This window comes from Rhizobium sp. CIAT894 (assembly GCF_000172795.2).
In the GTDB taxonomy this organism is placed as follows: Bacteria; Pseudomonadota; Alphaproteobacteria; order Rhizobiales; family Rhizobiaceae; genus Rhizobium.
This window is the reverse complement of the sequence record NZ_CP020947.1, coordinates 2,829,509-2,849,688: the sequence shown is the minus strand read 5'-3', so window position 1 is coordinate 2,849,688 and position 20,180 is coordinate 2,829,509. Positions and strand designations below refer to the sequence as shown.

Genomic DNA, 20,180 nt, shown 5'->3' with positions numbered 1-20,180 from the left:
GAGCCTGTTGCCTTGCGCCGCCGGCGATCAAAGCATCTCCAGCGGCCTTTTCGCTGCCGGCGGCGGGAAGGCAACGTCCAGCGCCTCCCAGTCCTCATCGGTGATATCAAGCGAGACGCAGTCGCGGTTTTCGCGGACCCGTTCAGCGTTGGAGGTCTTCGGGATGACGATGACGCCGTCGCGTTCGAGCAGGAAGGCCAGAGCCAGTTGCGCCGGTGTTGCCTGATAGGCCTTGGCGATGCGGATCAGTTCCGCATTGTGGAGGATATGTCCCTGCTCGATCGGGGAATAGGCCATGACGGGAATGCCGCGGCTCTGGCACCAGGGCAAGAGATCGAATTCAATCCCGCGGCGGGAGAGATTGTAGAGCACCTGGTTGGCGGCGACATTGGCGCCGTCGGGCACGCCGAGCAGTTCCTCCATGTCGTCGGTGTCGAAGTTGGAGACTCCCCAGGCGCCGATCTTGCCGGATGCTTTCAGCCTTTCGAAGGCGGCGACGGTCTCGGCGAGCGGATAGTTGCCGCGCCAGTGCAGGAGATAGAGATCGATGCGGTCGGTGCGGAGCCGTTCGAGGCTGCGCTCGCAGGCCTCGACCGTGCCTTTCAGGCTGGCATTCCACGGATAGACCTTGCTGACGATGAAAATCTCATCGCGCCGTCCCTTGATCGCCTGGCCGACGATCTCCTCGGCGCCGCCGTCGCCATACATTTCGGCGGTGTCGATCAGCGTCATGCCGAGATCGATGCCGGCTCTGAGGCTCTCGATTTCGGCGCTCGCATGGCCGGCATCCTCGCCCATGGCCCAGCTTCCCTGGCCGAGCGCCGGCACTTCCGCGCCGTTCGGGAATGTGATCGATGGGATAGGGTCGTCCTGCATGGTGTTGATCCTAGAGCATGATGCCGAAAAGTGTGCGCGGTTTTCGGGCGACATCATGCTCTAACTCTTTAATTGAGAACAGGATTCAGATTCTAGGCCAACGGGCCTAAAATCATCCTGTTCTCGGCAAGAGATTGGGCTGCGCCGCTAACTTTCAAGTAATCCTGTCACCATGACAATGATGCAATGGCATCGGCGATTTAGGACAATTATGCTGACCTAAATAAAGCGGGCTTCTGGAAAAGCCGGCTTCGGGAGGTCGCATGCCGCTGGATACGTTTCTCGCCCTCGTTCTCTTCGCCTTCACGACGTCGATCACGCCGGGGCCGAACAATATGATGCTCTTCGCCTCGGGCGTGAATTTCGGTTTCCGCAGGACGATCCCGCATATGTTCGGCATCGGTATCGGTTTCTTCTCGTTGCTCCTCGGGGTCGGCCTCGGGCTTGGCGCGCTGCTGCATACGATGCCGGCGGTCTATACGGCGCTGAAATTTGCCGGCGGCGCCTATCTCGTCTGGATTGCCTGGAAGATTGCCTCTTCGCGGTCGCTCAGCGAAGGCAGGAGCGGCACAGAGCCGATGTCCTTTGTCTCGGCTGCCGCCTTCCAGTGGGTCAATCCGAAAGCCTGGGTGATGGCGGTTACGGCGATGGCGACCTATACCAGTCCGCAGCTTTATCTCGTCAGCGTGCTGATCGTCGGTCTGGCTTTTGCGGCGGTCAATGTTCCCAGTGTTTCGACCTGGGCAGGTTTCGGCTCGGCGCTCAGGGAATGGCTGTCCGATCCGGTACGGCTGAAATGGTTCAACATCAGCATGGCGGTGCTGCTGGTGGCGAGCCTCTGGCCGATGCTAAAATAGGGTGATCGACGGTTTCGTCAGCATCAGCCAGAGAATGCCGACGACGGCCGAAAAGGCCGGGAAGCCGCAGGCGAACCAGATGCGGTAGAGGCTGAAATAGGCCCGCGGCAACCGGCTTCCCGAGGCCACAGCGGCGCGGGCGAGATCGCGCAGCCGGATCTGGATCCAGACGACCGGCAGCCAGAACAGGCCGGTCACAACATAAAGCAGCAGCGACAAGGCGATCCAGCCTTCCGACAGCTCCCAGCCGATGATGCGGGCGAGAAGATAACCGGTTACAGGCTGGAGAATGGCAGCGGTAGCGGTAAAGACGGTGTCGGCGACGACGACGGTTGCGGCGACATGAGCGATCAGGACGGGATTGCGCGTCCGGTGCGCCATCACCATGAAGAAGGCGATGCCGGCGCCGGTGCCGAAGAGCACGGTCGCACCGACGACATGGGCAAGCAGCAGCAATTCCTCAAGCATCAACGTTCGTCCAGGGTGGCAAGGGCCGTCAGCGTCAACAGGATCGACGGCAGCACCTTGACGAGGACGCCGAGCGGATCGAGCCAAAGCGCCGGTTCGAGCAGACTGGCGCCGGTGAGATAGGCGACAGAGACGGTCAGCATGCTGAGGAGGGCGCGTTTGGCGAGCGGACGGACGAGCACGGCGGCGCCGAGTGCCGCGTCGATCAGGCAGGTCGCAAGCGTCAACGTCGTTGCCGCCGCCTCAGGCATGAATGGCAGGAAGTGAGCCGATGTCTTCTCCAGCGCCAGCAGCGGGATCAGGCCGGAGAGCAGCCAGAAGGCGGAGAGGCCTGTTATGACGAGCGGCTTCAGGAGATAGAGGCGGGCAAACCAGAGATCCTGCACGCCGGAGGGATTGGCCGAGAGTGTTGCCGCTGCCGAGAGAGTCGTCAGGCCTGATGGTGGCGCGCGATCCATGCTGATACCTTCGGACATAATGGTCATGGCCGTGGAGCGTAGCGGCGAGCGCCAGCCGAGATGACCGGCCATATCCGCAAGCCATGTGACCGGCCTTGCAAGAATGGGCGGAATGGAAATGACTGGTGCATCCGGCAGGCCGAGCCAGGCGCGGTGGAGTTTGACGAGGCTTGCGAGCGTTTGCCGTTCTTCGGCTGCCAGTTCTATATCGCTGCCGGAGGGGAGCGTGCCGGAGATTGCGGCTGAGACTGCGGCGGCGACATCTTCGACGGCGACGGTTTCGACCGGGCTGTCGGCGTGGATGAGCGGCAGGACGAGGGGGAAGGTAGCGAGGGAACGCAGCAGCGCCGTGCCGCCGTGGGCGTTTCGGCCGAGCACCAGCGCTGGGCGCAGGATCACGTAGGGAATGCCGCTTGCCGCAAGCGCGAGGTCGGCGGCGCGCTTGGTCGCTAGAAACGGCCGGTCACGACCGGCGCCGTCAGTGCGCGCCGATATCTGAACGATTAGCTTCACGCCGGCCATGCGCGCTGCTCCTTGCAGCGCGATCATCGCCCGTTCCTGCGTGGCAGCAAGGTCATCAGACAGGCCGTCCTGCAAGGCGCCAGCGCTGTTGACGACAATCTGTTGGCCATCAAGCACCGACGCCCAGTCGGCCGCGTCGGTCATCTCAGCCAGATTTGCGCTGATCCAGAGGATGCTGGGCTCGCGGAGGCGCGCCCGGCCGGAATTGCGGCCAAGTCCGGTGATGACATGGCCATCCTCTAGCAATCTCGCCGCGACCGCCGAACCGATAAAGCCTGTAGCACCGAGAATGAGAATATTCATAGGGAGGAGATTGCCGATGCCTCAAGCAATTTTACGCGGATCGATTTTTGCCATGGGAACGGCGCATTCGGTCACGATCTGCGCTGCCAGTAGCGGGTCTATCGTTTGCTGATCGATCGCGAAAGCAAGCTCGATTGCCATGCCGATTGCCAGCGGCCGCCGCCGGACCGGGACATGGTTCGCATCCAGAATCTGCTGGGCGATCGGCCAGAGGCGCCTGACATAGCTGATGGGCAGGGCGCTGGGCTGATCATCATCCGCCAGCCGTGGCCTGCCGAACTGCGGATCGCCGATGGTGGCCGCGACATGGCGAAACGTATCGAGGACCGTCTCTTGCGACAGAACCGCGCCCTGGTTTCCGGCGGCGCCATAGGTCAGCGCCAGCAGGGAATCATGGCTTTCCAGCAGGAAAGCATTCGCCAGATTGCCGGCGTAGTAGCGAGATCCATCCCTTGTTTCCACGATGACTAGATCGGCGCCGTCGCGGCATTGTCCTGCTTCAGCCACATTGAGGGCGGCAAGGATACAGGAGAATCCGCCGACTGATCCGAGCGCCGCCAAAAGATCGATCATCCGAAAACGGTCATCTTCGGCGATTTCTTGACGGATCCGGTCGAGGAGGGCGCCGGCCACCAGCCTCGGGCCTTGCAAAGGATTGCCGGCCTCGTTCCGGCGCGGACCGTCCTGCACAGAGCTTTGCGCACGGATCTTCATTGCCTCTGCCTGAGGGGAGGAGGAAGAGGCGGGCGGATTGGTTCTTCGGCCGAATGTCGGAGTTTTCATGCGGTGCAATCTGAAGATGAAGCCATTAACGTTTGGTTATATCGGCGGGGCGAAGGATGGTTTGCTTAACCAATCCCTATTCGCCTGGCGGCATCTTTACGAGAAACGCACTTGGCGGCCATCCGACCAGCGCCTAAGATCCAGCCGCCTATTCAGGAGAGCGTTATGCGGCACAGCGACGATCATGCAGGTCATGACCACGACGACCATCACCACGATAACCACTACTCCGACATGCAGGCTCGCGTCAAAGCGCTGGAAACTCTGCTGACGGAGAAGGGTCTCATCGATCCGGCGGCGATCGATGCGATCGTCGAGACTTATGAGACGAAGGTGGGGCCGCGAAATGGCGCGCGTGTCGTCGCCAAGGCCTGGAGCGATCCGGAATTCGCCGACCGGCTGAAGCGTGATGCGACGGCGGCGATTGCGAGCCTTGGGTTTACCGGCCGGCAGGGCGAGCATATGCGCGCCGTCTTCAACACGCCCGACACCCATAACCTCATCGTCTGCACGCTCTGCTCCTGTTATCCCTGGTCGGTGCTCGGCCTGCCGCCGGTCTGGTACAAGGCGCCGGCCTACCGCTCGCGCGCCGTCATCGATCCGCGCGGCGTGCTGGCCGAGTTCGGGCTGACGCTGCCCGAGGAGAAGAAGATCCGCGTCTGGGATTCGACCGCAGAGCTGCGTTATCTCGTCATCCCCGAGCGGCCTAAGGGTACGGAAGGCATGGACGAGGCTGCATTGGCCGATCTCGTCAGCCGCGACGCGATGATCGGGACGGCTGTTGCAGGCAGCCCGGAGGCTCTGGCATGAACGGACCGCACGATCTCGGCGGGCAGATGGGCTTCGGGCCGGTCGCGCCTGAGAAGGATGAGCCCTATTTCCATGCCGAATGGGAAAAGCGGGCGCTCGGCATCACGCTTTCCTGCGGCGCTTTCGGGGCCTGGAACATCGATGAAAGCCGGCATGCGCGCGAAAACATTCCGCCGGCCGATTATCTCGCGGCGAGCTATTACGAGATCTGGATCCGCGGCGTCGAGACACTGCTCGAACGGCATAATTTTGCGACGCGCGAGGAATTGCTGTCCGGGCATAGGCTGCAGGATGGGACCGCGCCCAAGCGGGTGCTGAAGGCCGAGATGGTGCCGGCGGTTCTTGCGAAAGGCGGGCCATGCGATCGTCCTGTCGAGGCCGCGCCGCTCTTTGCGGCCGGCGAGGCGGTGCGGACGAAGAATTTCAATCCGGCCACCCATACACGCCTGCCGCGTTATGCCAGGGCCAAGACCGGTATCGTCGAAGCGGTGCAGGGTTCCTTCGTCTTTCCTGACGATAATGCGCATGGCAAGGGCGAGAACCCGCAATGGCTTTATACCGTCGTCTTCGACGGCACGGAGGTCTGGGGCGAGGGCGCGGACCCGTCGCTGACCGTCTCGATCGATGCTTGGGAGAGCTATCTTGAACGAGCCTGAAACACCGCCGTTGACGCAATCGCCCGGCCTGCCGAAGTCGCCGGAGGGCGCCCCGGTTTTTCCCGAGCCCTGGGCCGCCGATGCCTTCGCCATGACCGTGCAACTGTACGAAAAGGGAGCCTTCACCTGGGACGAATGGACGTGGGCGCTCTCAAGGGAACTGCATAGGGCTGGCCGGGCGGAGGACGGCAGCGATTATTTCACCTGCTGGGTTGGCGCGCTATCCGACATCATCGTCGACAACAACATTGTCGATATCGACGCGATCCTCGAGACGCAGGAAAGCTGGCAGCGGGCCGCCGAAGCCACGCCGCATGGCAAGCCGATCGAGCTCGGCAACGATCCGCTGCGGAAATCATGACGGGAACTGCCGGTAGCATTCCTCGGCCACTGCGCGCAGCGTCTCGCGGGAGATTTCGCCGGTGACGGCGTAACCGAGTGCGCCGTCGATCCAGTAGAAGGTCTCGACATTGCCTGACGAGGCGAAGCGGAAGCTGGTCGTGCGGTTTTCGGTGTTGCGGCCGACCAGGACGGTCAGGCGTTCGCCGGTCTGGTTCTCGTACATGAACATCGCACCCGGCTTGCCGTCGACCGGCAGCAGGCGGCCGCCGACCAGCTTGAAGCCGAGCGGCAGCAGGTTCGGTATCTTGAGGTTTTCGATCGCCAGGCGCTTGCCGAGCCAGGTGGCGAGATGGGCCTCCTCATCGGCGAAGACCTCGACGGGATGGCGGACCTCGGTGGCATAGACGGCAAACGCCGTCTCAGCCTGTTTCGGGAAGGTTTCGGAGCTGGCAAGCTGCAGTTCCGGCTTTTCCAGAAGGGAGGGGCCATAATGGCCGCTGACGGCGCCGAGCGCGAAGACGACAAGGGCCGAGGCGGCGATCGCCCAGCCTTTGCGCTTTGACGACACGCTGAGCGGGGGAATGACGAGCAAGGGATCGGTGTCTTTTGCCTTTTCATAACCTGAAAACAGCGACCGGATGCCCGTGTTCTGCGCCTGCCATTCGGCGACCATCGTCGCCTCGTCGGGATTGTCGGCGAGGTAGGCTTCGATGCGCGCGCGGGCGGTTTCCGGCATTTGGCCGTCGGCATAGGCGTGGAGATCGGCTTCGGTGACGATCGGGTTGGTTTCGTTCATTTCGGTCTCCGAAGCGTAATGACGTTATCGGCCTTCAGCCGCTCGGTGACGCGCTGGCGGGCACGCGACAGCCGGGACATGACGGTGCCGATGGGAATGTCGAGGGAGGCGGCGACCTCGCTGTAGGTGTATCCTTCGATGACCACGAGCATCAGCACGGCGCGGTGCTCCTCCGAAAGGCTGTTCAGTGCGTTATCGAGCCGGGCGCGCTCCAGCGGATCGGTCGGCGGTTCGGGAGTGGCCATGTCCCCGGCGGCGTCAAGTTCCACCAGGCTGTCGCGTGCCTTGCCGCGCCGGCCGTTGCGGTAGAGATTTGTCATAATGGTCAGGACCCAGCCGCGCAGGTTGAGGCCGCGCCATTGGCCACGGCGCGCCAGCACCTTCTCGACACAGTCTTGCAGCAGATCCTCGCCATCGGCATCCGAGCGCGTCAGGCTGCGCGAATAGCGCCTGAGCGAGGGGAGGAGGGCCAGGACCTGGCCCTCGAAACTTTCCGGTGCGGGTGTTTTCACGCCAGCGGCTTTCCGATGATCAAGGCTTGGCAAGCTCCCAGTTGCCGCCGACGCCGTCGCCGGTGATGTCGCCCGCCTTCTTGTCCTTGACCCAGTAATACAGCGGCATGCCGTCCTTGGCCCATTGCTTCTTGCCATCCTTGCGGTCGATGATCGAATATGCACCATCGGCCTTGGCGCCGGAAGCGGCCATCAGCGGCGGCCAGTTCTTGGCGCAGTCGTCGTTGCAGTTGGAAACGCCCTTGGCGTCCTTCTTGAAGGTGTAGAGGGTCATGCCGTTTTCGCCGGCCAGCACCTTGCCCTTGGCGGATTCGACTTCCTTGACGGGAGCGGCTGCGAGAGCCGCGGTCGCTGCGAGGGCTGCGGCGGCCACGACGGACAGGAATTTCACGGATGTCATGATGTCTCTCCTTGGGTTGGGCACGCAATACTGCGATACCGGAGATGAGACACGGGACGAGGCGATTTTATTCCCGGCTGAGCGAAAGGTTTTCGCGGAAAATGGCGGGTTGCGGCGAGGCACACCGATCAGCCCTGATGGTGAGGAGGCCTGACGGCCGTCTCGAACCACGAGGGCGGGTGGCTGGCTCGAGTACATGCCGGATACAGATGTTGCTGGGGTCAGCGCCGGTGGCCAGCCCCGTCCTTCGCTGTCGCCGCCGGTCATTTACATCATGCTGCTTTGCGGATAAAATATATCCTTAATTCCCAGATCCAGTCATTATGCGAGTTGCTGAATGATCCTGAAAAGCCAGGTCGAGTGGGCGCTCCACTGTTGCGCCATTCTCGCGGGCCTGCCCGAGGGCAGGTATCTCTCCACCAAGGCGCTCGCCGAGCTTCATGGTCTGCCGAAGGAATATCTCTCCAAGGCGCTGCAAAGCCTCTCGCAAGCCTCCCTCGTCGATACCACGCTCGGCCCTAGCGGCGGCTACAGGCTTGCGAGATCCTCCTCCGAGATCAATTTCCTCGACATTGTCGAGGCGGTCGAGGGAAAGGCGCGCAGCTTCACCTGCACGAACATCCGGGAGAACAATCCGTGCCGGCCGGCCGGCTATTGCGACAGCAAGCCTTGCGCCGTCGCGCGCATCATGTGGGAGGCCGACGAGGCCTGGCGCGATACGCTGAGGCGCGTCCGGCTCTCCGATCTCGTCGGCATTCTATCCGAGGAGGTGCGGCCCGACCTCTGGCAGAGCACCTTCGAATGGGTGCTGAAGCGCGCCGGCTGAGGGGGATGCGGATTTCTACGCTCTGAAGATGGTCCTGATGGTCTTGAGGATGGCGTGGGCGTTGTGGACCTGTTCCGGGGGGCGGGCTGCGCCGTCGCGGAAGCGTTCGGCGCGGCCGGCGAGGGCTCCGGCGATCTCTTCGGCCAAAGCGGGACGTTCGGTGAGCAGCGGCGCGAAGGCCTCCTGGTCGATTTCATAGACCGTCACCGGGGTCAGGGCCTCCAGGGCGCAGAGCTCCTGCATGCCGGCGAGCAGGCCGGTCTCTCCGAAAAAATCGCCTGGCGCAAACCGCCCGCGCTCTTCGCCTTCGCGCTGTGCCACGATGATACCGGCGCGCACCATCATCAGCGAGGGCAGCATCTCGCCCTCCCGCACGATCACATCGCCCTTGCGGAATTGCCGGACCGTGGTGGTCTCGGCGAGCTTCTGCTTCTCATCCGCCTTCAGTGTCGCAAACACCGGAATGGCTTCGATCAGCGCAAGCGGCGTCACGCTCGGCGGCTTGGCGTTTTCTTCCGTCGGCAGATCGGTGGTCAGGACATTGGCTGCGGGTGGAACGGCCAGAAGCAGGCCGGCGGATTTGCAATGGCGATAGACGAGATCGAGCACCTCGTTTCGCGCCGGCACACGCTGGCTGGGGCTCGTCACCCGGAACTGCAGCTCGACTTCGAGCGCGGTGGCATCGAGCCCCTTCAGCGCCACGACCGGTGGCGGTTCGTGCACGATCGAATTGCAGCTCGTGAGAGCAGAGAGCATGATCTGGCGGATCGATGCCGGCATCCGCGTCGGGGCAATCCGTATGGTAAGGACCAGCAGATGCGTCTCGTCCGGCCGGCTGACATTGGTCAGGCCGAGTTTCGCCAGAAAACTGTTCGGCAGTACGACGACGTTGTTTGCGCTGGTCAGGATGTGCGTCGCACGCCAGTTGCTTTCGACGACGCGCCCTTCCGTCCCGTCGCTCAACAGGATCCAGTCACCGATGACATAGGGCCGGCCGAGCGTCAGTGCGATACCGGAAAAGACGTCGGCGAGCGTGTTCTGGAGCGCCAGACCCAGAATGATCGCGACCACGCCCGATGTCGCGACGAGGGTTCCGATCGGCACGCCGAAAACGAAGGCGAGGATCGAGAGCGCCATGCCGATATAGACGACGGCGATGACGAGATCCTGGAGCAGGCGGGCCTCCCGGGGGCTGCCCTCCAGCACCAGATACAGCCTGATGAAACCGATGACGGCCCATGCCAGGTGAACCCACCAGAGCGATTTGGCGAGAACGACGAGCAGGGCCTGCGGGTCTTCGGACTGATAGCCTTGGAAGCGGTGGGGTTCCATGCCGCTGCCGACGAGGATCAGCGTCATCATGGCAAAGAAGAGGATCTGCACCACCAGCCGCGTCGTCGGCCGCTGGCTGGAGAGGAAGTACCAGACGAGGATGCCGGCAAAGCCGACCACGATGAGGGAAATCAGCGGCGTACCGAAGAGCGCGTCGTAGATCATCTCTCTTTGTCTCCGGAAGGGGCGGGTGGCCCATGATGTCAGCATGTCGGCCACCCGCGCAAGCGGCGGGTTTTGCGCGGGCGGCTGTCGGCTAACCTTCACTTCTTCAGTGGGAAGGTCAGCTCTTTCTGGTTGGTGTCGACCACGAAGACGGCGAGCAGGCGGGCGGGCTTGGTCTCGCTGCCGTTGGCGCTGACGCCGTGGCGGTCGCCCGGCATTTCCGAGAAACTCTCTCCGGCCTGATAGATCTTGACCGGTCCGTCATTGACCTGGCTGCGGATCGATCCTTCGAGCACGGTGGCGTAGATGAAGGCCGAGTCCGGGTGGGTATGGCCTTCGGAGAAGCCGCCCGGGCCGTATTCGACCAGCACGCCCTTGATGCTCTTGCCCGGTGCGTTCGGCAGTTCGTGCTCATAGACGAGCGTCACCTTCGCGGATTTGCTGCTGTCGTGGGCGGCGGCACCGGTGGCTGTGAGAAAGGCGAGGGCGGCGGCGAGGATTGATGTCCTGATCATGGGAATCTCCTTTGTTGCTGGGTGGAGACGACGCGCCCGAGCGGCCGCGTCCTGAAGCAAGCCAATCACTTCGACTGGGCTGATTTGGCGAACCACTCTTCGAAGGTGATCGTACCGAGCCGCGGATTGTCGTCTGAGACGAGCGACTGATCGTTCAGCCTTGCGCCGAAATATCGCGCCTCGGCATCGGCCTCGACGGTCCTCGGGTCTTTCATCGCCTTCAGGTAGCGGGCGACGAGTTCGCTGAGGGGAGCCCGTTCCGGACCCGCTATCTCGACCGTGGTGTTGGCGGGGGCGGAAAGCGCCACATCGGCCATGGCGTCGGCCACGTCGTCGGAAGCGATCGGCTGCACGTAGGCTGGTGACAGGCGGACCGTCTGGCCGACCGTGCCGGACTGGGCGATGCCGTTCAGGAATTCCATGAACTGCGTCGAATGCACGATGGTATAGGGAATGCCTGAGGCTTCGATCAGCTTTTCCTGGGCAAGCTTGCCGCGGAAATAGCCGCTTTCCTGCAGGCGCTCGGTGCCGACGACCGAAAGGGCGATATGGTGCTTGACGCCTGCGGCCTTCTCGGCGGCGAGAAGATTGCGTCCCGAGGTCTCGAAGAATTCGAGCACGGCCTTGTCCTCGAAGGAGGGCGAATTGGCAAGGTCGAGCACGACCTCTGCGCCGGCAAGCGCCTCCGCCAGCCCTTCTCCGGTGATCGTGTTGACGCCGGAGTTCGGCGAGGCGGCAATCACTTCATGGCCGCGTTTGCGCAGGCGTTCGACAGTCTTCGAACCGATGAGGCCGGTTCCGCCGATAACGACGATTTTCATAACGGATCTCCCTTCGCTGCCGGGGTGCGGCAGCGTCAAAGCTGAATCTTCTCAATGAATTGCGAGGGTTAGTTCAGGCCAGCCTTGTCGAGGCCGTAGGCCTTGTCGGCGGAACCGGGAATGGTCTTGAAGCCGACATTGACGCGGTTCCAGGCATTGATGGCCATGACGACGAACGTCAGGTCGGAGATTTCCTTTTCGGAAAGCTGGCCGCGAACCCGTTCGTAAATCTCGTCGGGAATGCCGCCGTCTGGAAGTTTCGTCAGCGCTTCGGTCCAGGCAAGGGCTGCACGCTCGCGGGGGACGAAGAGGTTCGATTCCCGCCAGATGGCGATGTGATGGAGCCGCAGTTCCGTCTCGCCATGGATCTTTGCCTGCTTCACATGCATGTCGAGGCAAAAGCCGCATCCGTTCATCTGCGAAGCGCGGATCTCGATCAGGGCCTGAAGCCTCTCGTCTATCACGCTGCTGCGCAATGCCATGCTGAATTCCATGAACTTCTTGAAAAGCTCGGGGGACTGCTGGGCGTAGTTCAATCGCTGGGTCATGTCGTCTCTCCTTTAATTAAGGATATTCTGTATCCTTATGGATAAAAGATATCCTTAATTGCTGGACTGTAAAGCCATTCCAGCCTAGTCTGGCTGCATAAAGCCTATGCGCAAAAGTATGAGGGGGCTGTCATGGATATCGTTTCGGCATTGCGAACCTTCCAGCGCGTCGTGGAGACGGGCTCGTTTTCATCCGCCGCGCATGATCTCGACGTGACTCAGCCAGCGGTCTCGCGGCAGGTTGCCGCCCTCGAAGGCCATTTCAACACCCGCCTCCTGCATCGCACGACGAGCGGCCTGTCGCTGACGGCGGAGGGGGAACGGATGCTGCCGATGGCACTGCGGATTCTCGAAGCGGTGGAGGAACTCGGCGATGCCGCCGGATCGGATGGAGTGATCGCTTCGGGCAAGGTCAGACTCAGCGTTCCGGCACCACTCGGCCTCTATCTCAGCGGGCGGCTGGGCGATCTTCTCGCCGCCCATCCGAAGCTCTCGGTCGAGCTGCTTTTCAGGGAGCAGAGCTCGGATATGATCGAGGAGCGCCTCGATCTCGAAGTGCGCCTTGGGCCGGTCGCCGACAGCAGCCTCGTCTGCCGGCGGATCGGCTGGACGACGGCCTTCCTCGTCGCCTCTCCGGGCTATCTCGCAGGCAGGGCGGCGCCGCGCGCCCCGAAAGACATCAAGGACCATGCATGCCTGTGCTACAGCAGGGCCGGCGAGGCCAATATATGGTCCTTCTCGAACGGTTCGGAAGACATGACCGTCCGGATCTCGCCGCGGCTGACGGCCTGCAACGCCGTCGCCATTCACAGGGCGGCCCTTGCCGGCGCGGGCCTCGCGGTGCTCTCCCACATCATCGCCATGCCCGACATCGCGGCCGGCCGGCTGATCCCGGTGATGAAGGATTTCCAGCCGAGCCGGCTGCCGATCACCGTCGTTTATCCCTCGCGACGCAACATGCCGCTGCGCGTCAAGACAGTTCTGGATTTTCTGATGGATGCGATTGCGCAGGACCCGTCCATGTGCGCAAGCGGCGCGGACCGGGGCTGGAGCGGATGAGAGCAGGGATCGGCCGCCACGGCCCTGGCGCATCAGTTTCCGCCTTGCCTAAATCAGGCGAATCCTGCCAAGTCATGCAATCATGCAATTTGCGCCGCAACAAGACGAAGCCCTCAAGGCTGTTTCGAAATGGCTGAACGAAGGGCGCTCGCCGCTTTTTCGCTTGTTCGGCTATGCCGGAACCGGCAAGACGACGCTTGCTCGGCATTTCGCCGAGAATGTCGACGGCGACGTGCTGTTTGCCGCCTTCACCGGCAAGGCGGCGCAGGTGCTGCGCTCACGCGGCGCCTCCAACGCCAAGACCATCCATTCGCTGATCTACCGCCCGCGCGGCGAGGAGGCGGTGGAGGACGAGGAAACCGGCAAGACCTCGATCGCGCCGATGTTTGCGATCAACCGGCAGAGCCCGGTCGCCAAAGCCGCGCTGATCATCGTCGACGAATGCTCGATGGTGGACGAGGCGCTCGGCAAGGACCTGATGAGTTTCGGCACGCCGATCCTGGTGCTTGGCGATCCCGGCCAGCTGCCGCCGGTCAGCGGCGGCGGCTACTTCACCAACCAGGATCCGGACTATCTGCTGACCGATATCCACCGCCAGGCGCGCGACAATCCGATCATCAAGCTTGCCATGCAGGTGCGCGAAGGCAATGAGATCATGTACGGCGATTACGGCACGGCCAAGGTGATCTCGAAGAACGAGGTGACGCAGGACCTCGTGATGAAAGCCGACCAGGTGCTCGTCGGCACCAACCGGACGCGGCGCCGCTACAATCAGCGCCTGCGCGAGTTGAAAGGGTTCAATGCCGATTATCCGCAGACCGGCGACAAGCTCGTCTGCCTCCGCAACGATCCGGCCAAGGGCTTGCTTAACGGCTCGCTCTGGCAGGTGATGACCTCGTCCAAGGAAACGACGAAGCCCGGCATCAATCTGCTGGTCCGTCCCGAGGACGACGACATGGATCGCGGGGCGGCGAAGATCAAGCTGTTGAAGCAGGCCTTCGAGGATGTCGAAGGTGAGATCCCGTGGAATACCCGCAAACGCTACGACGAATTCGACTACGGCTATGCGCTCACCGTTCACAAGGCGCAGGGTTCGCAGTGGGACGACGTCGTGCTGTTCGACGAGAGCTGGGCCTTTCGCGATACGCGGGAACGCTGGCTTTATACCGCGATCACGCGCGCGGCGGAGACGCTGACGATCGTTCGCTGAGCGGATTGGCGGGGAAGCGACGGTGGCGGCCGTCGGGGCGTGGTTCGTGTTTCAGGCTTGCACGATGCCGAGCAGAACGGCCTTGGCGATCGCTTGGAAGCGGTTGTTGGCGCGGAATTTCAGGATAATTCCGGCTTCGAGATCTCTGGTCTCGTCATGCTTCAGATCGAGCGCCCGGGCGATGCGCTGGGTGGAATAGCCTTCGGCCATCAGTTCCAGACAGCGAAGTTCCCGCGGGGTGAGGCTGGAACTGTCCTGATTGTCGTTGAGCGGCTGCGTCTCGATGCCGTCGTCGAAATCGAGGAGATCGCCGACCTGCTGGAGCTGGCGGTGCAGCGTCGACATCTCGGCCGTCAGTTCGCGCTTGCGCGCCTGCAGGGCCTCGCGGAACATCGCTTCGGCCGATTCCTGCGAATCGGCGCCGCGCAACTCGTCCATCAGTTCCTGGATGACGGCAATCGGCATGCCCGTCTCGCGACAGACGGTAATGACCGCCATACGCATCACATCGTCTTGTCCGTAGACCCGCATCAGGCCGATCCGATTGGCCGAAATCAACCCTTTTTCTTCGTAAAAATGCAGTGTCCTGTGCGTAACGCCGAATGCGTTAGCCATATCGGCAATCGGCACGGGACCGTCTGGCAGATCCGGCGGCAGCGCGGCCGAAGGCAGAAACCGGTATTTCGATCGGGCCTCCGACGCAATACCGGCGGTAGCAAACAGGCGTTTGGAACCGTCTGGCATGAACCCTCCTAGGGCATCGTGTTGCACCTCATGCGGTTTGCCAGTTGCTTCCCGGGCGCGGCGAGTGGGGTTTTCCTCTGGGCATTCTTATCGTGGGAAAGAAGCAGTACGCGGCCTACGTTTACGCGATACAATGTCCACGTTATGCGTGAACGATCTTTTTTATAAGTGCTAAAAATAATCTCTTTTAAATGGGATAGCAACGTGACGGCATATGTTACGCCGGTTGCCGGGTGTGCTGCAGCAAAACATCTGCTGCGCTGCGGTATCTGCCGGTCGTCTTCAAAGGCGATGGGAGTTACTATTTGCGGTGCGCGCGGGGTGCGCCCATCAGCGATCTGCATCGCATCCATCTGCGAATCTCGTTGGCCATCGCACGGCACTTGGCTTAAAAGCAGGCCTGTTATTTCCGTGACCGATGGATGCCAGCCATGCCCGCCAAGCTTTCCGTAAACCTCAATGCTATCGCCATGCTGCGCAACCGGCGAGACCTGCCCTGGCCGAGCGTCGAAGCGCTCGGACGCATCGCCCTTGCTGCAGGCGCCAGCGGCCTGACTGTGCATCCGCGCCCCGACCAGCGGCATATCAGATTTTCCGACCTGCCCGTTATCCGCAACCTGATCGACGACGAATTCCCGAAAGCCGAATTCAACATCGAGGGGTATCCTACGGAGGAATTCCTCGATCTCTGCGCGGGTGCAGCGCCCGAGCAGGTGACGCTGGTGCCGGATGACCCTTCTCAGGCGACTTCCGATCACGGCTGGGATTTCCGCAAGCACCAGGCGTTCCTCACCGATGTCGTCGCGCGGCTGAAGAAGATGGGATGCCGGGTCTCGCTCTTTGCCGATGGCGACGGCGATGTGGAAGCGGTCGAGATCGCCAAGGCGGTCGGCGCCGACCGGATCGAGCTTTACACCGGCCCCTATGGCGGCTGCTACGACGCGCCGGAACGGGCCGCCCCGATCCTCGAAGCACTCGGGAAGACGGCGGATGCGGCCTTGGCGATCGGCCTTGCCGTGAATGCCGGGCATGATCTGACCGTTGCCAACCTGCCGGCATTGGTAAAGCGCATTCCAGCGCTTGCTGAAGTCTCGATCGGCCACGGGCTGACTGCCGATGCGCTTGAATATGGCATGGCCGAGACGGTGCGCCGGTTCTGCCGGGCTTGCGGGCAGAAAGTTTGAGGAAGGTTGGTTCCTTTGAGACCCTCATCACGTTTGCGATGCGTAACTTGATGAGTGGTGAAGAAGTCTTTTGCGCCCAAGGACTTGGGCGCGCTGGATTCCTGTGCTCGTCACAGGAATCCGGCCACAGCGCGTCCGCGCCGTGAATGACTCACCTCACGTGATGCGATTTTCAGCGTCCGAAATCTGAGCGGAAAGCTCAATGGCCTCCGGCATTGCCTGAAGCTGTCAACGCAGCCTTGTGCGCCACGAAGAAATCCTTCAGCGGCTGCGGCTGTTTGCCGGTCAGATTGGTGAAATCCTCGGTCACGATCGCGAATTTGCCGGCGCGGATGTTGGCGTCGGCGGAGACCAGCATGTCGGCGATGAAGCCGGGGAGGCCGGCGCCGCGGATGCCCTGGCCGAGCTGTTCGTCACTGACATCGACCACGTCGAGCGGCTTGCCGGCAGCTTCGGAGACGATGGCGGCGATCTGCCTGTTGGTTAGCAGCGAAGCGCCGGTCAGCGTGTAGGTGGCGCTCTCGGAAGCGCCGGAGGCAAGGGCTGCGGCGATCGCCAGGGCGCAGTCGTCACGCGCGATGGTCGAGACCTTGCCATCACCCGTGGCGCTGTACCATTTGCCACCCTGCAAATTGTGCGGCATGCCGTGCAGGTAATTGTCGTGATACCAGGCGTTGCGGAAAATCGTATAGGCGACGCCGCTTGCCTTGATGGCGTTTTCGCTGCCGAGATGATCCGGCGCGAAGATGACAAGCGAATCATCCGGCGCCGGCATCGAGGTATAGGCGATGTGCTTGACGCCGGCCTTGGCGGCAGCGGCGACGGCCGCCTTGTGCTGGGTGAGGCGCTTGCCGGGGGTATCAAGCGCGTCGGTGCTGATGATCAGCAGCCGGTCGACGCCGGCGAAAGCCTTCTCCAGGCCGGCCGCATCGTCGAAATCGGCCTTGCGGGTGACGACGCCCTTGTTTGCAAGCTCGGCGAGCTTTTCGGGGCTGCGCGTTGCCGCGACGATACTGCCCGGGGCGACCTTATAGGTTTCGATGAGGTAATGGATGACACGCTGGCCGAGCTGTCCGGCAGCGCCGGTTACCAGGATGGTTTCGCTCATACGTCATTTCCTTCTGCGTTTGATTGTGGTCTCAAAAAGAGACTAACACTAGAATAGGAATTGACTTCGCGGTGTAAAGGAGGCAGTTTTTCGGCTGCAAGTTACCAAAAGGGAACCACCAGATGAGCGGCGAGGTCCTCAGCCTCAAGAACAGGATGCCGGGGATGCGGCGCGAGATCGATCTCGCCGGTCTCGATTTTTCCAATTGCCCGGTCAGGGACATGATGCAGCATATCGGCGGCAAATGGTCGACGCTGCTGCTGGAAGTGCTGGCGGCTGAGCCCCGCCGCTTCGGCGAACTCAGGCGCATGCTGCCCGATATTTCGCAGCGCATGCTGACCCAGACGCTGCGCGACCTGCAGAGGGACGGTTATGTCAATCGCGAAGTTTTCCCAACCAAGCCGCCAAGCGTCGAATATTCGATGACCGATCTCGGCCGTTCGCTCTATCAGCCGCTGTCGCAGCTTCTGAACTGGGCGGAGATGAACCATGAAGCGGTTCGCGCCGCCCGCTTGCGCTTCGATTCCGACAACGCTTAGCCATCATTCCTTCGTTCGCGTAAACAGGGCTCGGAACAATTCCTCCGCTCGCTGCAAGCCTTCGTCGCTCAGAACGACCGATTTGGCCTTGCCGGCGGGATTTGCGATCAGACCTTTCTTGTACAAACGGTCCATCGTGTCCCAGTCGAAACCTTTCCAGGCCCGGTCCCCGTCATGCAGCGTCAGCCATAGCAAGGCCAGAACAGCGTCGTCGATCTTGTCTTTGTCTATGTCCATGCTGGAAATACCCCATAAAAACCGAGGATTCTGCAGCGGTGGATGTGGAAGCCGCTGCCCGAATGTCCGCATTTATAAGCGGGCATTGTCAAGGTTTCACACATCAGTTCAGATTTTGCTTTCCTGCTTACCGCGGCTTTCCGTCAGGAATAGCAGGAAGGCGAGCGCCGGGAAGCAGAAGCCGATCCAGGCCGTCATCGTCCAGCCGCCGGTTGCATAGGCCCAGCCGCCGAGCGCCGAGCCGAGCGCACCGCCGGCGAAGAAGGTGGCCATGAAGAGACCGTTCAGCCGGCTGCGGTGTTCCGGGTTCAAGCCATAAATGGCGCGTTGGCCGCAGACGAGATTGGTCGTGACGCCGAAATCGAGCGTGATCGCGGCCACTGTCAGCAGGATCAGGGCGGTGAGCGAGCCGTCGCTTGCGAAATGGCTGATCAGGAAGGACGCCATGCCGAGCAGCATGGCGATGGTCGAGGCGATCTTCGTCATGCCGCGGTCGGCAAGCCGGCCGGCGATCGGTGAGGCGATGGCGCCGGCAGCACCGGCGAGCGCAAAGAGGGCGATGCCGTTCTGCGTCAGGTCGAAGGCCGGGCTTGCGAGCAGCAGCGGCGTCGTCGTCCAGAAGAGGCTGAAGGCGCCGAACATGCCGGCCTGATAAAGCGCACGGCGCTGCAACACGCGCGAGGTCAGCGCCAGATGGGCCATGGAGGCGAGCAGCTCGCCGTAGCGCAGTTTCGTCTTCGGCCGCCGGACGGGCAGGTTGGCGCGCAGGATGATGGCAAGCACGAGCATCAGCACCGCGGTGACGTAATAGACCATGTGCCAGGAGGACGCCTCGGCGACGAAGCTTGCGAAGGGCCGCGCCAGCATGATGCCGCAGAGCAGGCCGCTCATGACATTGCCGACGACCTGGCCGCGCGTTGCATCCGGCGCCATGCTTGCGGCAAAGGGAACCAGAACCTGAACCGCGACCGATGACAGGCCGATGCAGAGCGAGGCGACGAGGAAGGCCGTGGGTGTGGAAGAGAATGCTGCGCCGATCAATGCAACGGCAGAGACGGCGATCAGCAGCAGCACCAGGCGGCGGTTCTCCGTAAGGTCGCCGAGCGGCACGATCAGAAGCAGGCCGAGGCCGTAGCCGATCTGCGTCAGCGTGACGATCAGGCCGGTGGCGGCCGGCGTGAAGCCGAGTTCGGCGCTGATCGGGCCGGCAAGCGGCTGGCCGTAATAGAGATTGGCGGCCACCAGCCCGCAGGCGGAGGCGAAAAGGAAGGTGAGCCAGGGAGATAGCGCCCGTGGAATGGCCTTATCCGGTGTGGTGGCTGAAACGCTCATCAGAAACTCCGGTATGATCGAAAAATTTAGTGGCAAATCGTCCTGCCGCTACCCGTTTTCCGCCGGGGGAAGTGCCGGGTATTTTCCGCGGGAACATCAAGTCACCAGCTTCATCGCGGCTTCGGCCGCCGCCGCCATTTGTTCACCGCTGCGTCCCGTCTTGCCGATGACGCGCATGCCCTTTGTGAGGCAGAGCAGGGCCAGTGCCACTCCCGAGACATCGAGATCCGCCGAAATCGAGCCGTCGGACTGGCCGAGGCGGATGAAGTCGGCGAGAAGCGTCTCGTCGGTCGCAAAGGCGGTGGCGACCCGCTCGGCCGCCTCTTCGTCGAAGAGCGCGAGATCGCCGACGCTGCCGACGACGAGGCAGCCCTGCCTGCCGATCTGCCCGTGCGAGGAGGAGGCAAAGAAGGTGATCAACGCATGGAGCTTGTCGCGGCCGGTCTCGACGCCGGCAAGTTTCGCGTCGAGCAGGCCGCGGCGTACGGCGCGGTAGCGATCGAAGGCGGCCAGGAAGATACCGCGCTTGTCCCCGAAGGCCTTGTAGACGCTGCCTGATGCAAGCCCCATGGCCTCGGTGAGTTCGCTGATCGAGGCGGCGTTGTAGCCGCGCTCGGAAAAGACGCGGAGGGCCGCGTCGAGGGCGGCCTCCGCGTCGAACTCCCGCGGACGACCGCGGCCCCGGGACTTGTCTTGATGGTCGAGGGTCGTTGCTGTCATGCCTGCCTAATTAGGAAATGATCATTTCCAAATCAAGTGAAATTTTGCGGCGCAGCA

General features: G+C 62.4%; 26 protein-coding genes. 9 read left to right on the top strand and 17 right to left on the bottom strand.

Features of this window, described 5'->3' with window-relative positions:
* Nucleotides 1-27: 27 nt before the first annotated feature.
* Complete coding sequence (locus RHEC894_RS14210; protein ID WP_085737740.1) at nt 28-876, bottom strand: aldo/keto reductase; 849 nt, start codon at nt 874-876, stop codon at nt 28-30.
* Between the two features lie 263 nt (nt 877-1,139).
* Here RHEC894_RS14210 and RHEC894_RS14205 point away from each other — a divergent pair, with 263 nt between their 5' ends.
* On the top strand, nt 1,140-1,733 hold the full coding sequence (locus RHEC894_RS14205) for a LysE family translocator (protein ID WP_085737739.1): 594 nt from the start codon (nt 1,140-1,142) through the stop codon (nt 1,731-1,733).
* Here the strand turns inward: RHEC894_RS14205 and RHEC894_RS14200 are convergent.
* From RHEC894_RS14200 to RHEC894_RS14190, 3 genes are read right to left on the bottom strand one after another with little or no spacing between them, the layout of a single operon-like run.
* Nucleotides 1,725-2,201 carry a DUF2269 domain-containing protein gene (locus RHEC894_RS14200; protein WP_085737738.1) on the bottom strand — a complete coding sequence of 159 codons (477 nt, stop codon included), beginning with the start codon at nt 2,199-2,201 and terminating at the stop codon, nt 1,725-1,727. The two genes, RHEC894_RS14205 and RHEC894_RS14200, sit on opposite strands and share 9 nt — an antisense overlap.
* Nucleotides 2,201-3,484: an SDR family oxidoreductase gene (locus tag RHEC894_RS14195; RefSeq protein ID WP_085737737.1), complete on the bottom strand. Its 1,284-nt coding sequence runs from the start codon at nt 3,482-3,484 to the stop codon at nt 2,201-2,203. The genes RHEC894_RS14200 and RHEC894_RS14195 overlap by 1 nt, the downstream gene beginning before the upstream one ends.
* A gap of 21 nt (nt 3,485-3,505) precedes the next feature.
* Nucleotides 3,506-4,198: a hypothetical protein gene (locus tag RHEC894_RS14190; RefSeq protein ID WP_085737736.1), complete on the bottom strand. Its 693-nt coding sequence runs from the start codon at nt 4,196-4,198 to the stop codon at nt 3,506-3,508.
* Nucleotides 4,199-4,432: 234 nt separating this feature from the next.
* Between RHEC894_RS14190 and nthA the strand changes: the two genes are divergently transcribed.
* From nthA to RHEC894_RS14175, 3 genes are read left to right on the top strand one after another with little or no spacing between them, the layout of a single operon-like run.
* Nucleotides 4,433-5,077, top strand: a complete 645-nt coding sequence (nthA, locus tag RHEC894_RS14185; RefSeq protein WP_085737735.1) for a nitrile hydratase subunit alpha — start codon at nt 4,433-4,435, stop codon at nt 5,075-5,077.
* On the top strand, nt 5,074-5,733 hold the full coding sequence (nthB, locus tag RHEC894_RS14180) for a nitrile hydratase subunit beta (RefSeq protein ID WP_085737734.1): 660 nt from the start codon (nt 5,074-5,076) through the stop codon (nt 5,731-5,733). The genes nthA and nthB overlap by 4 nt, the downstream gene beginning before the upstream one ends.
* Nucleotides 5,720-6,094 carry a nitrile hydratase accessory protein gene (locus RHEC894_RS14175; protein ID WP_206427864.1) on the top strand — a complete coding sequence of 125 codons (375 nt, stop codon included), beginning with the start codon at nt 5,720-5,722 and terminating at the stop codon, nt 6,092-6,094. The genes nthB and RHEC894_RS14175 overlap by 14 nt, the downstream gene beginning before the upstream one ends.
* Here RHEC894_RS14175 and RHEC894_RS14170 read toward each other — a convergent pair.
* From RHEC894_RS14170 to RHEC894_RS14160, 3 genes are read right to left on the bottom strand one after another with little or no spacing between them, the layout of a single operon-like run.
* The gene (locus RHEC894_RS14170; protein ID WP_085737732.1) at nt 6,089-6,871 is read right to left on the bottom strand and encodes an anti-sigma factor; all 783 of its coding nucleotides are present in this window, start codon (nt 6,869-6,871) and stop codon (nt 6,089-6,091) included. The genes RHEC894_RS14175 and RHEC894_RS14170 overlap by 6 nt on opposite strands.
* Complete coding sequence (locus RHEC894_RS14165; protein WP_085737731.1) at nt 6,868-7,383, bottom strand: RNA polymerase sigma factor; 516 nt, start codon at nt 7,381-7,383, stop codon at nt 6,868-6,870. The genes RHEC894_RS14170 and RHEC894_RS14165 overlap by 4 nt, the downstream gene beginning before the upstream one ends.
* A gap of 19 nt (nt 7,384-7,402) precedes the next feature.
* Entirely contained in the window at nt 7,403-7,783 is a 381-nt protein-coding gene (locus RHEC894_RS14160; protein ID WP_085737730.1) for a hypothetical protein, read from the bottom strand.
* Between the two features lie 337 nt (nt 7,784-8,120).
* On the opposite strand from RHEC894_RS14160, the gene RHEC894_RS14155 reads away from it, so the two are divergent.
* Nucleotides 8,121-8,609 (top strand): Rrf2 family transcriptional regulator, encoded by a 489-nt coding sequence (locus RHEC894_RS14155; RefSeq protein WP_085737729.1) that lies wholly within the window; start codon nt 8,121-8,123, stop codon nt 8,607-8,609.
* Between the two features lie 15 nt (nt 8,610-8,624).
* Here the strand turns inward: RHEC894_RS14155 and RHEC894_RS14150 are convergent, their stop codons facing one another.
* The 4 genes from RHEC894_RS14150 to RHEC894_RS14135 form a co-directional block, all read right to left on the bottom strand.
* On the bottom strand, nt 8,625-10,106 hold the full coding sequence (locus RHEC894_RS14150; RefSeq protein ID WP_085737728.1) for a cyclic nucleotide-binding domain-containing protein: 1,482 nt from the start codon (nt 10,104-10,106) through the stop codon (nt 8,625-8,627).
* Between the two features lie 98 nt (nt 10,107-10,204).
* Entirely contained in the window at nt 10,205-10,621 is a 417-nt protein-coding gene (locus tag RHEC894_RS14145; RefSeq protein WP_085737727.1) for a cupin domain-containing protein, read from the bottom strand.
* A gap of 65 nt (nt 10,622-10,686) precedes the next feature.
* The gene (locus RHEC894_RS14140) at nt 10,687-11,442 is read right to left on the bottom strand and encodes an SDR family oxidoreductase (protein WP_085737726.1); all 756 of its coding nucleotides are present in this window, start codon (nt 11,440-11,442) and stop codon (nt 10,687-10,689) included.
* 68 nt (nt 11,443-11,510) lie between these two features.
* Nucleotides 11,511-11,990 carry a carboxymuconolactone decarboxylase family protein gene (locus tag RHEC894_RS14135; RefSeq protein WP_085737725.1) on the bottom strand — a complete coding sequence of 160 codons (480 nt, stop codon included), beginning with the start codon at nt 11,988-11,990 and terminating at the stop codon, nt 11,511-11,513.
* 132 nt (nt 11,991-12,122) lie between these two features.
* On the opposite strand from RHEC894_RS14135, the gene RHEC894_RS14130 reads away from it, so the two are divergent.
* Both RHEC894_RS14130 and RHEC894_RS14125 read left to right on the top strand, forming a co-directional pair.
* Entirely contained in the window at nt 12,123-13,049 is a 927-nt protein-coding gene (locus RHEC894_RS14130; protein ID WP_085737724.1) for a LysR family transcriptional regulator, read from the top strand.
* 82 nt (nt 13,050-13,131) lie between these two features.
* Nucleotides 13,132-14,259: an ATP-dependent RecD-like DNA helicase gene (locus RHEC894_RS14125; protein WP_010069524.1), complete on the top strand. Its 1,128-nt coding sequence runs from the start codon at nt 13,132-13,134 to the stop codon at nt 14,257-14,259.
* A 51-nt stretch (nt 14,260-14,310) separates the two neighbouring features.
* Here the strand turns inward: RHEC894_RS14125 and RHEC894_RS14120 are convergent, their stop codons facing one another.
* Both RHEC894_RS14120 and RHEC894_RS32450 read right to left on the bottom strand, forming a co-directional pair.
* The gene (locus tag RHEC894_RS14120) at nt 14,311-15,003 is read right to left on the bottom strand and encodes a MerR family transcriptional regulator (protein ID WP_010069525.1); all 693 of its coding nucleotides are present in this window, start codon (nt 15,001-15,003) and stop codon (nt 14,311-14,313) included.
* Between the two features lie 8 nt (nt 15,004-15,011).
* The gene (locus RHEC894_RS32450; RefSeq protein WP_125460967.1) at nt 15,012-15,356 is read right to left on the bottom strand and encodes a hypothetical protein; all 345 of its coding nucleotides are present in this window, start codon (nt 15,354-15,356) and stop codon (nt 15,012-15,014) included.
* 78 nt (nt 15,357-15,434) lie between these two features.
* Here RHEC894_RS32450 and RHEC894_RS14115 point away from each other — a divergent pair, with 78 nt between their 5' ends.
* Nucleotides 15,435-16,187, top strand: coding sequence for a pyridoxine 5'-phosphate synthase (locus tag RHEC894_RS14115; protein WP_010069526.1), 753 nt, complete (start codon nt 15,435-15,437; stop codon nt 16,185-16,187).
* A gap of 199 nt (nt 16,188-16,386) precedes the next feature.
* Here the strand turns inward: RHEC894_RS14115 and RHEC894_RS14110 are convergent, their stop codons facing one another.
* Complete coding sequence (locus RHEC894_RS14110) at nt 16,387-17,295, bottom strand: SDR family oxidoreductase (RefSeq protein WP_085737723.1); 909 nt, start codon at nt 17,293-17,295, stop codon at nt 16,387-16,389.
* Between the two features lie 122 nt (nt 17,296-17,417).
* On the opposite strand from RHEC894_RS14110, the gene RHEC894_RS14105 reads away from it, so the two are divergent.
* A complete protein-coding gene (locus tag RHEC894_RS14105; protein WP_085737722.1) occupies nt 17,418-17,834 on the top strand; it encodes a helix-turn-helix domain-containing protein in 417 nt (138 codons plus the stop codon).
* 3 nt (nt 17,835-17,837) lie between these two features.
* On the opposite strand, the gene RHEC894_RS14100 is transcribed toward RHEC894_RS14105, so the two are convergent.
* From RHEC894_RS14100 to RHEC894_RS14090, 3 genes are all read right to left on the bottom strand, one after another.
* Entirely contained in the window at nt 17,838-18,071 is a 234-nt protein-coding gene (locus RHEC894_RS14100) for a DUF6429 family protein (protein WP_010068241.1), read from the bottom strand.
* Nucleotides 18,072-18,179: 108 nt separating this feature from the next.
* On the bottom strand, nt 18,180-19,403 hold the full coding sequence (locus RHEC894_RS14095; RefSeq protein ID WP_085737721.1) for an MFS transporter: 1,224 nt from the start codon (nt 19,401-19,403) through the stop codon (nt 18,180-18,182).
* A gap of 96 nt (nt 19,404-19,499) precedes the next feature.
* Nucleotides 19,500-20,123 carry a TetR/AcrR family transcriptional regulator gene (locus tag RHEC894_RS14090; RefSeq protein ID WP_085737720.1) on the bottom strand — a complete coding sequence of 208 codons (624 nt, stop codon included), beginning with the start codon at nt 20,121-20,123 and terminating at the stop codon, nt 19,500-19,502.
* Nucleotides 20,124-20,180 lie beyond the last annotated feature (57 nt).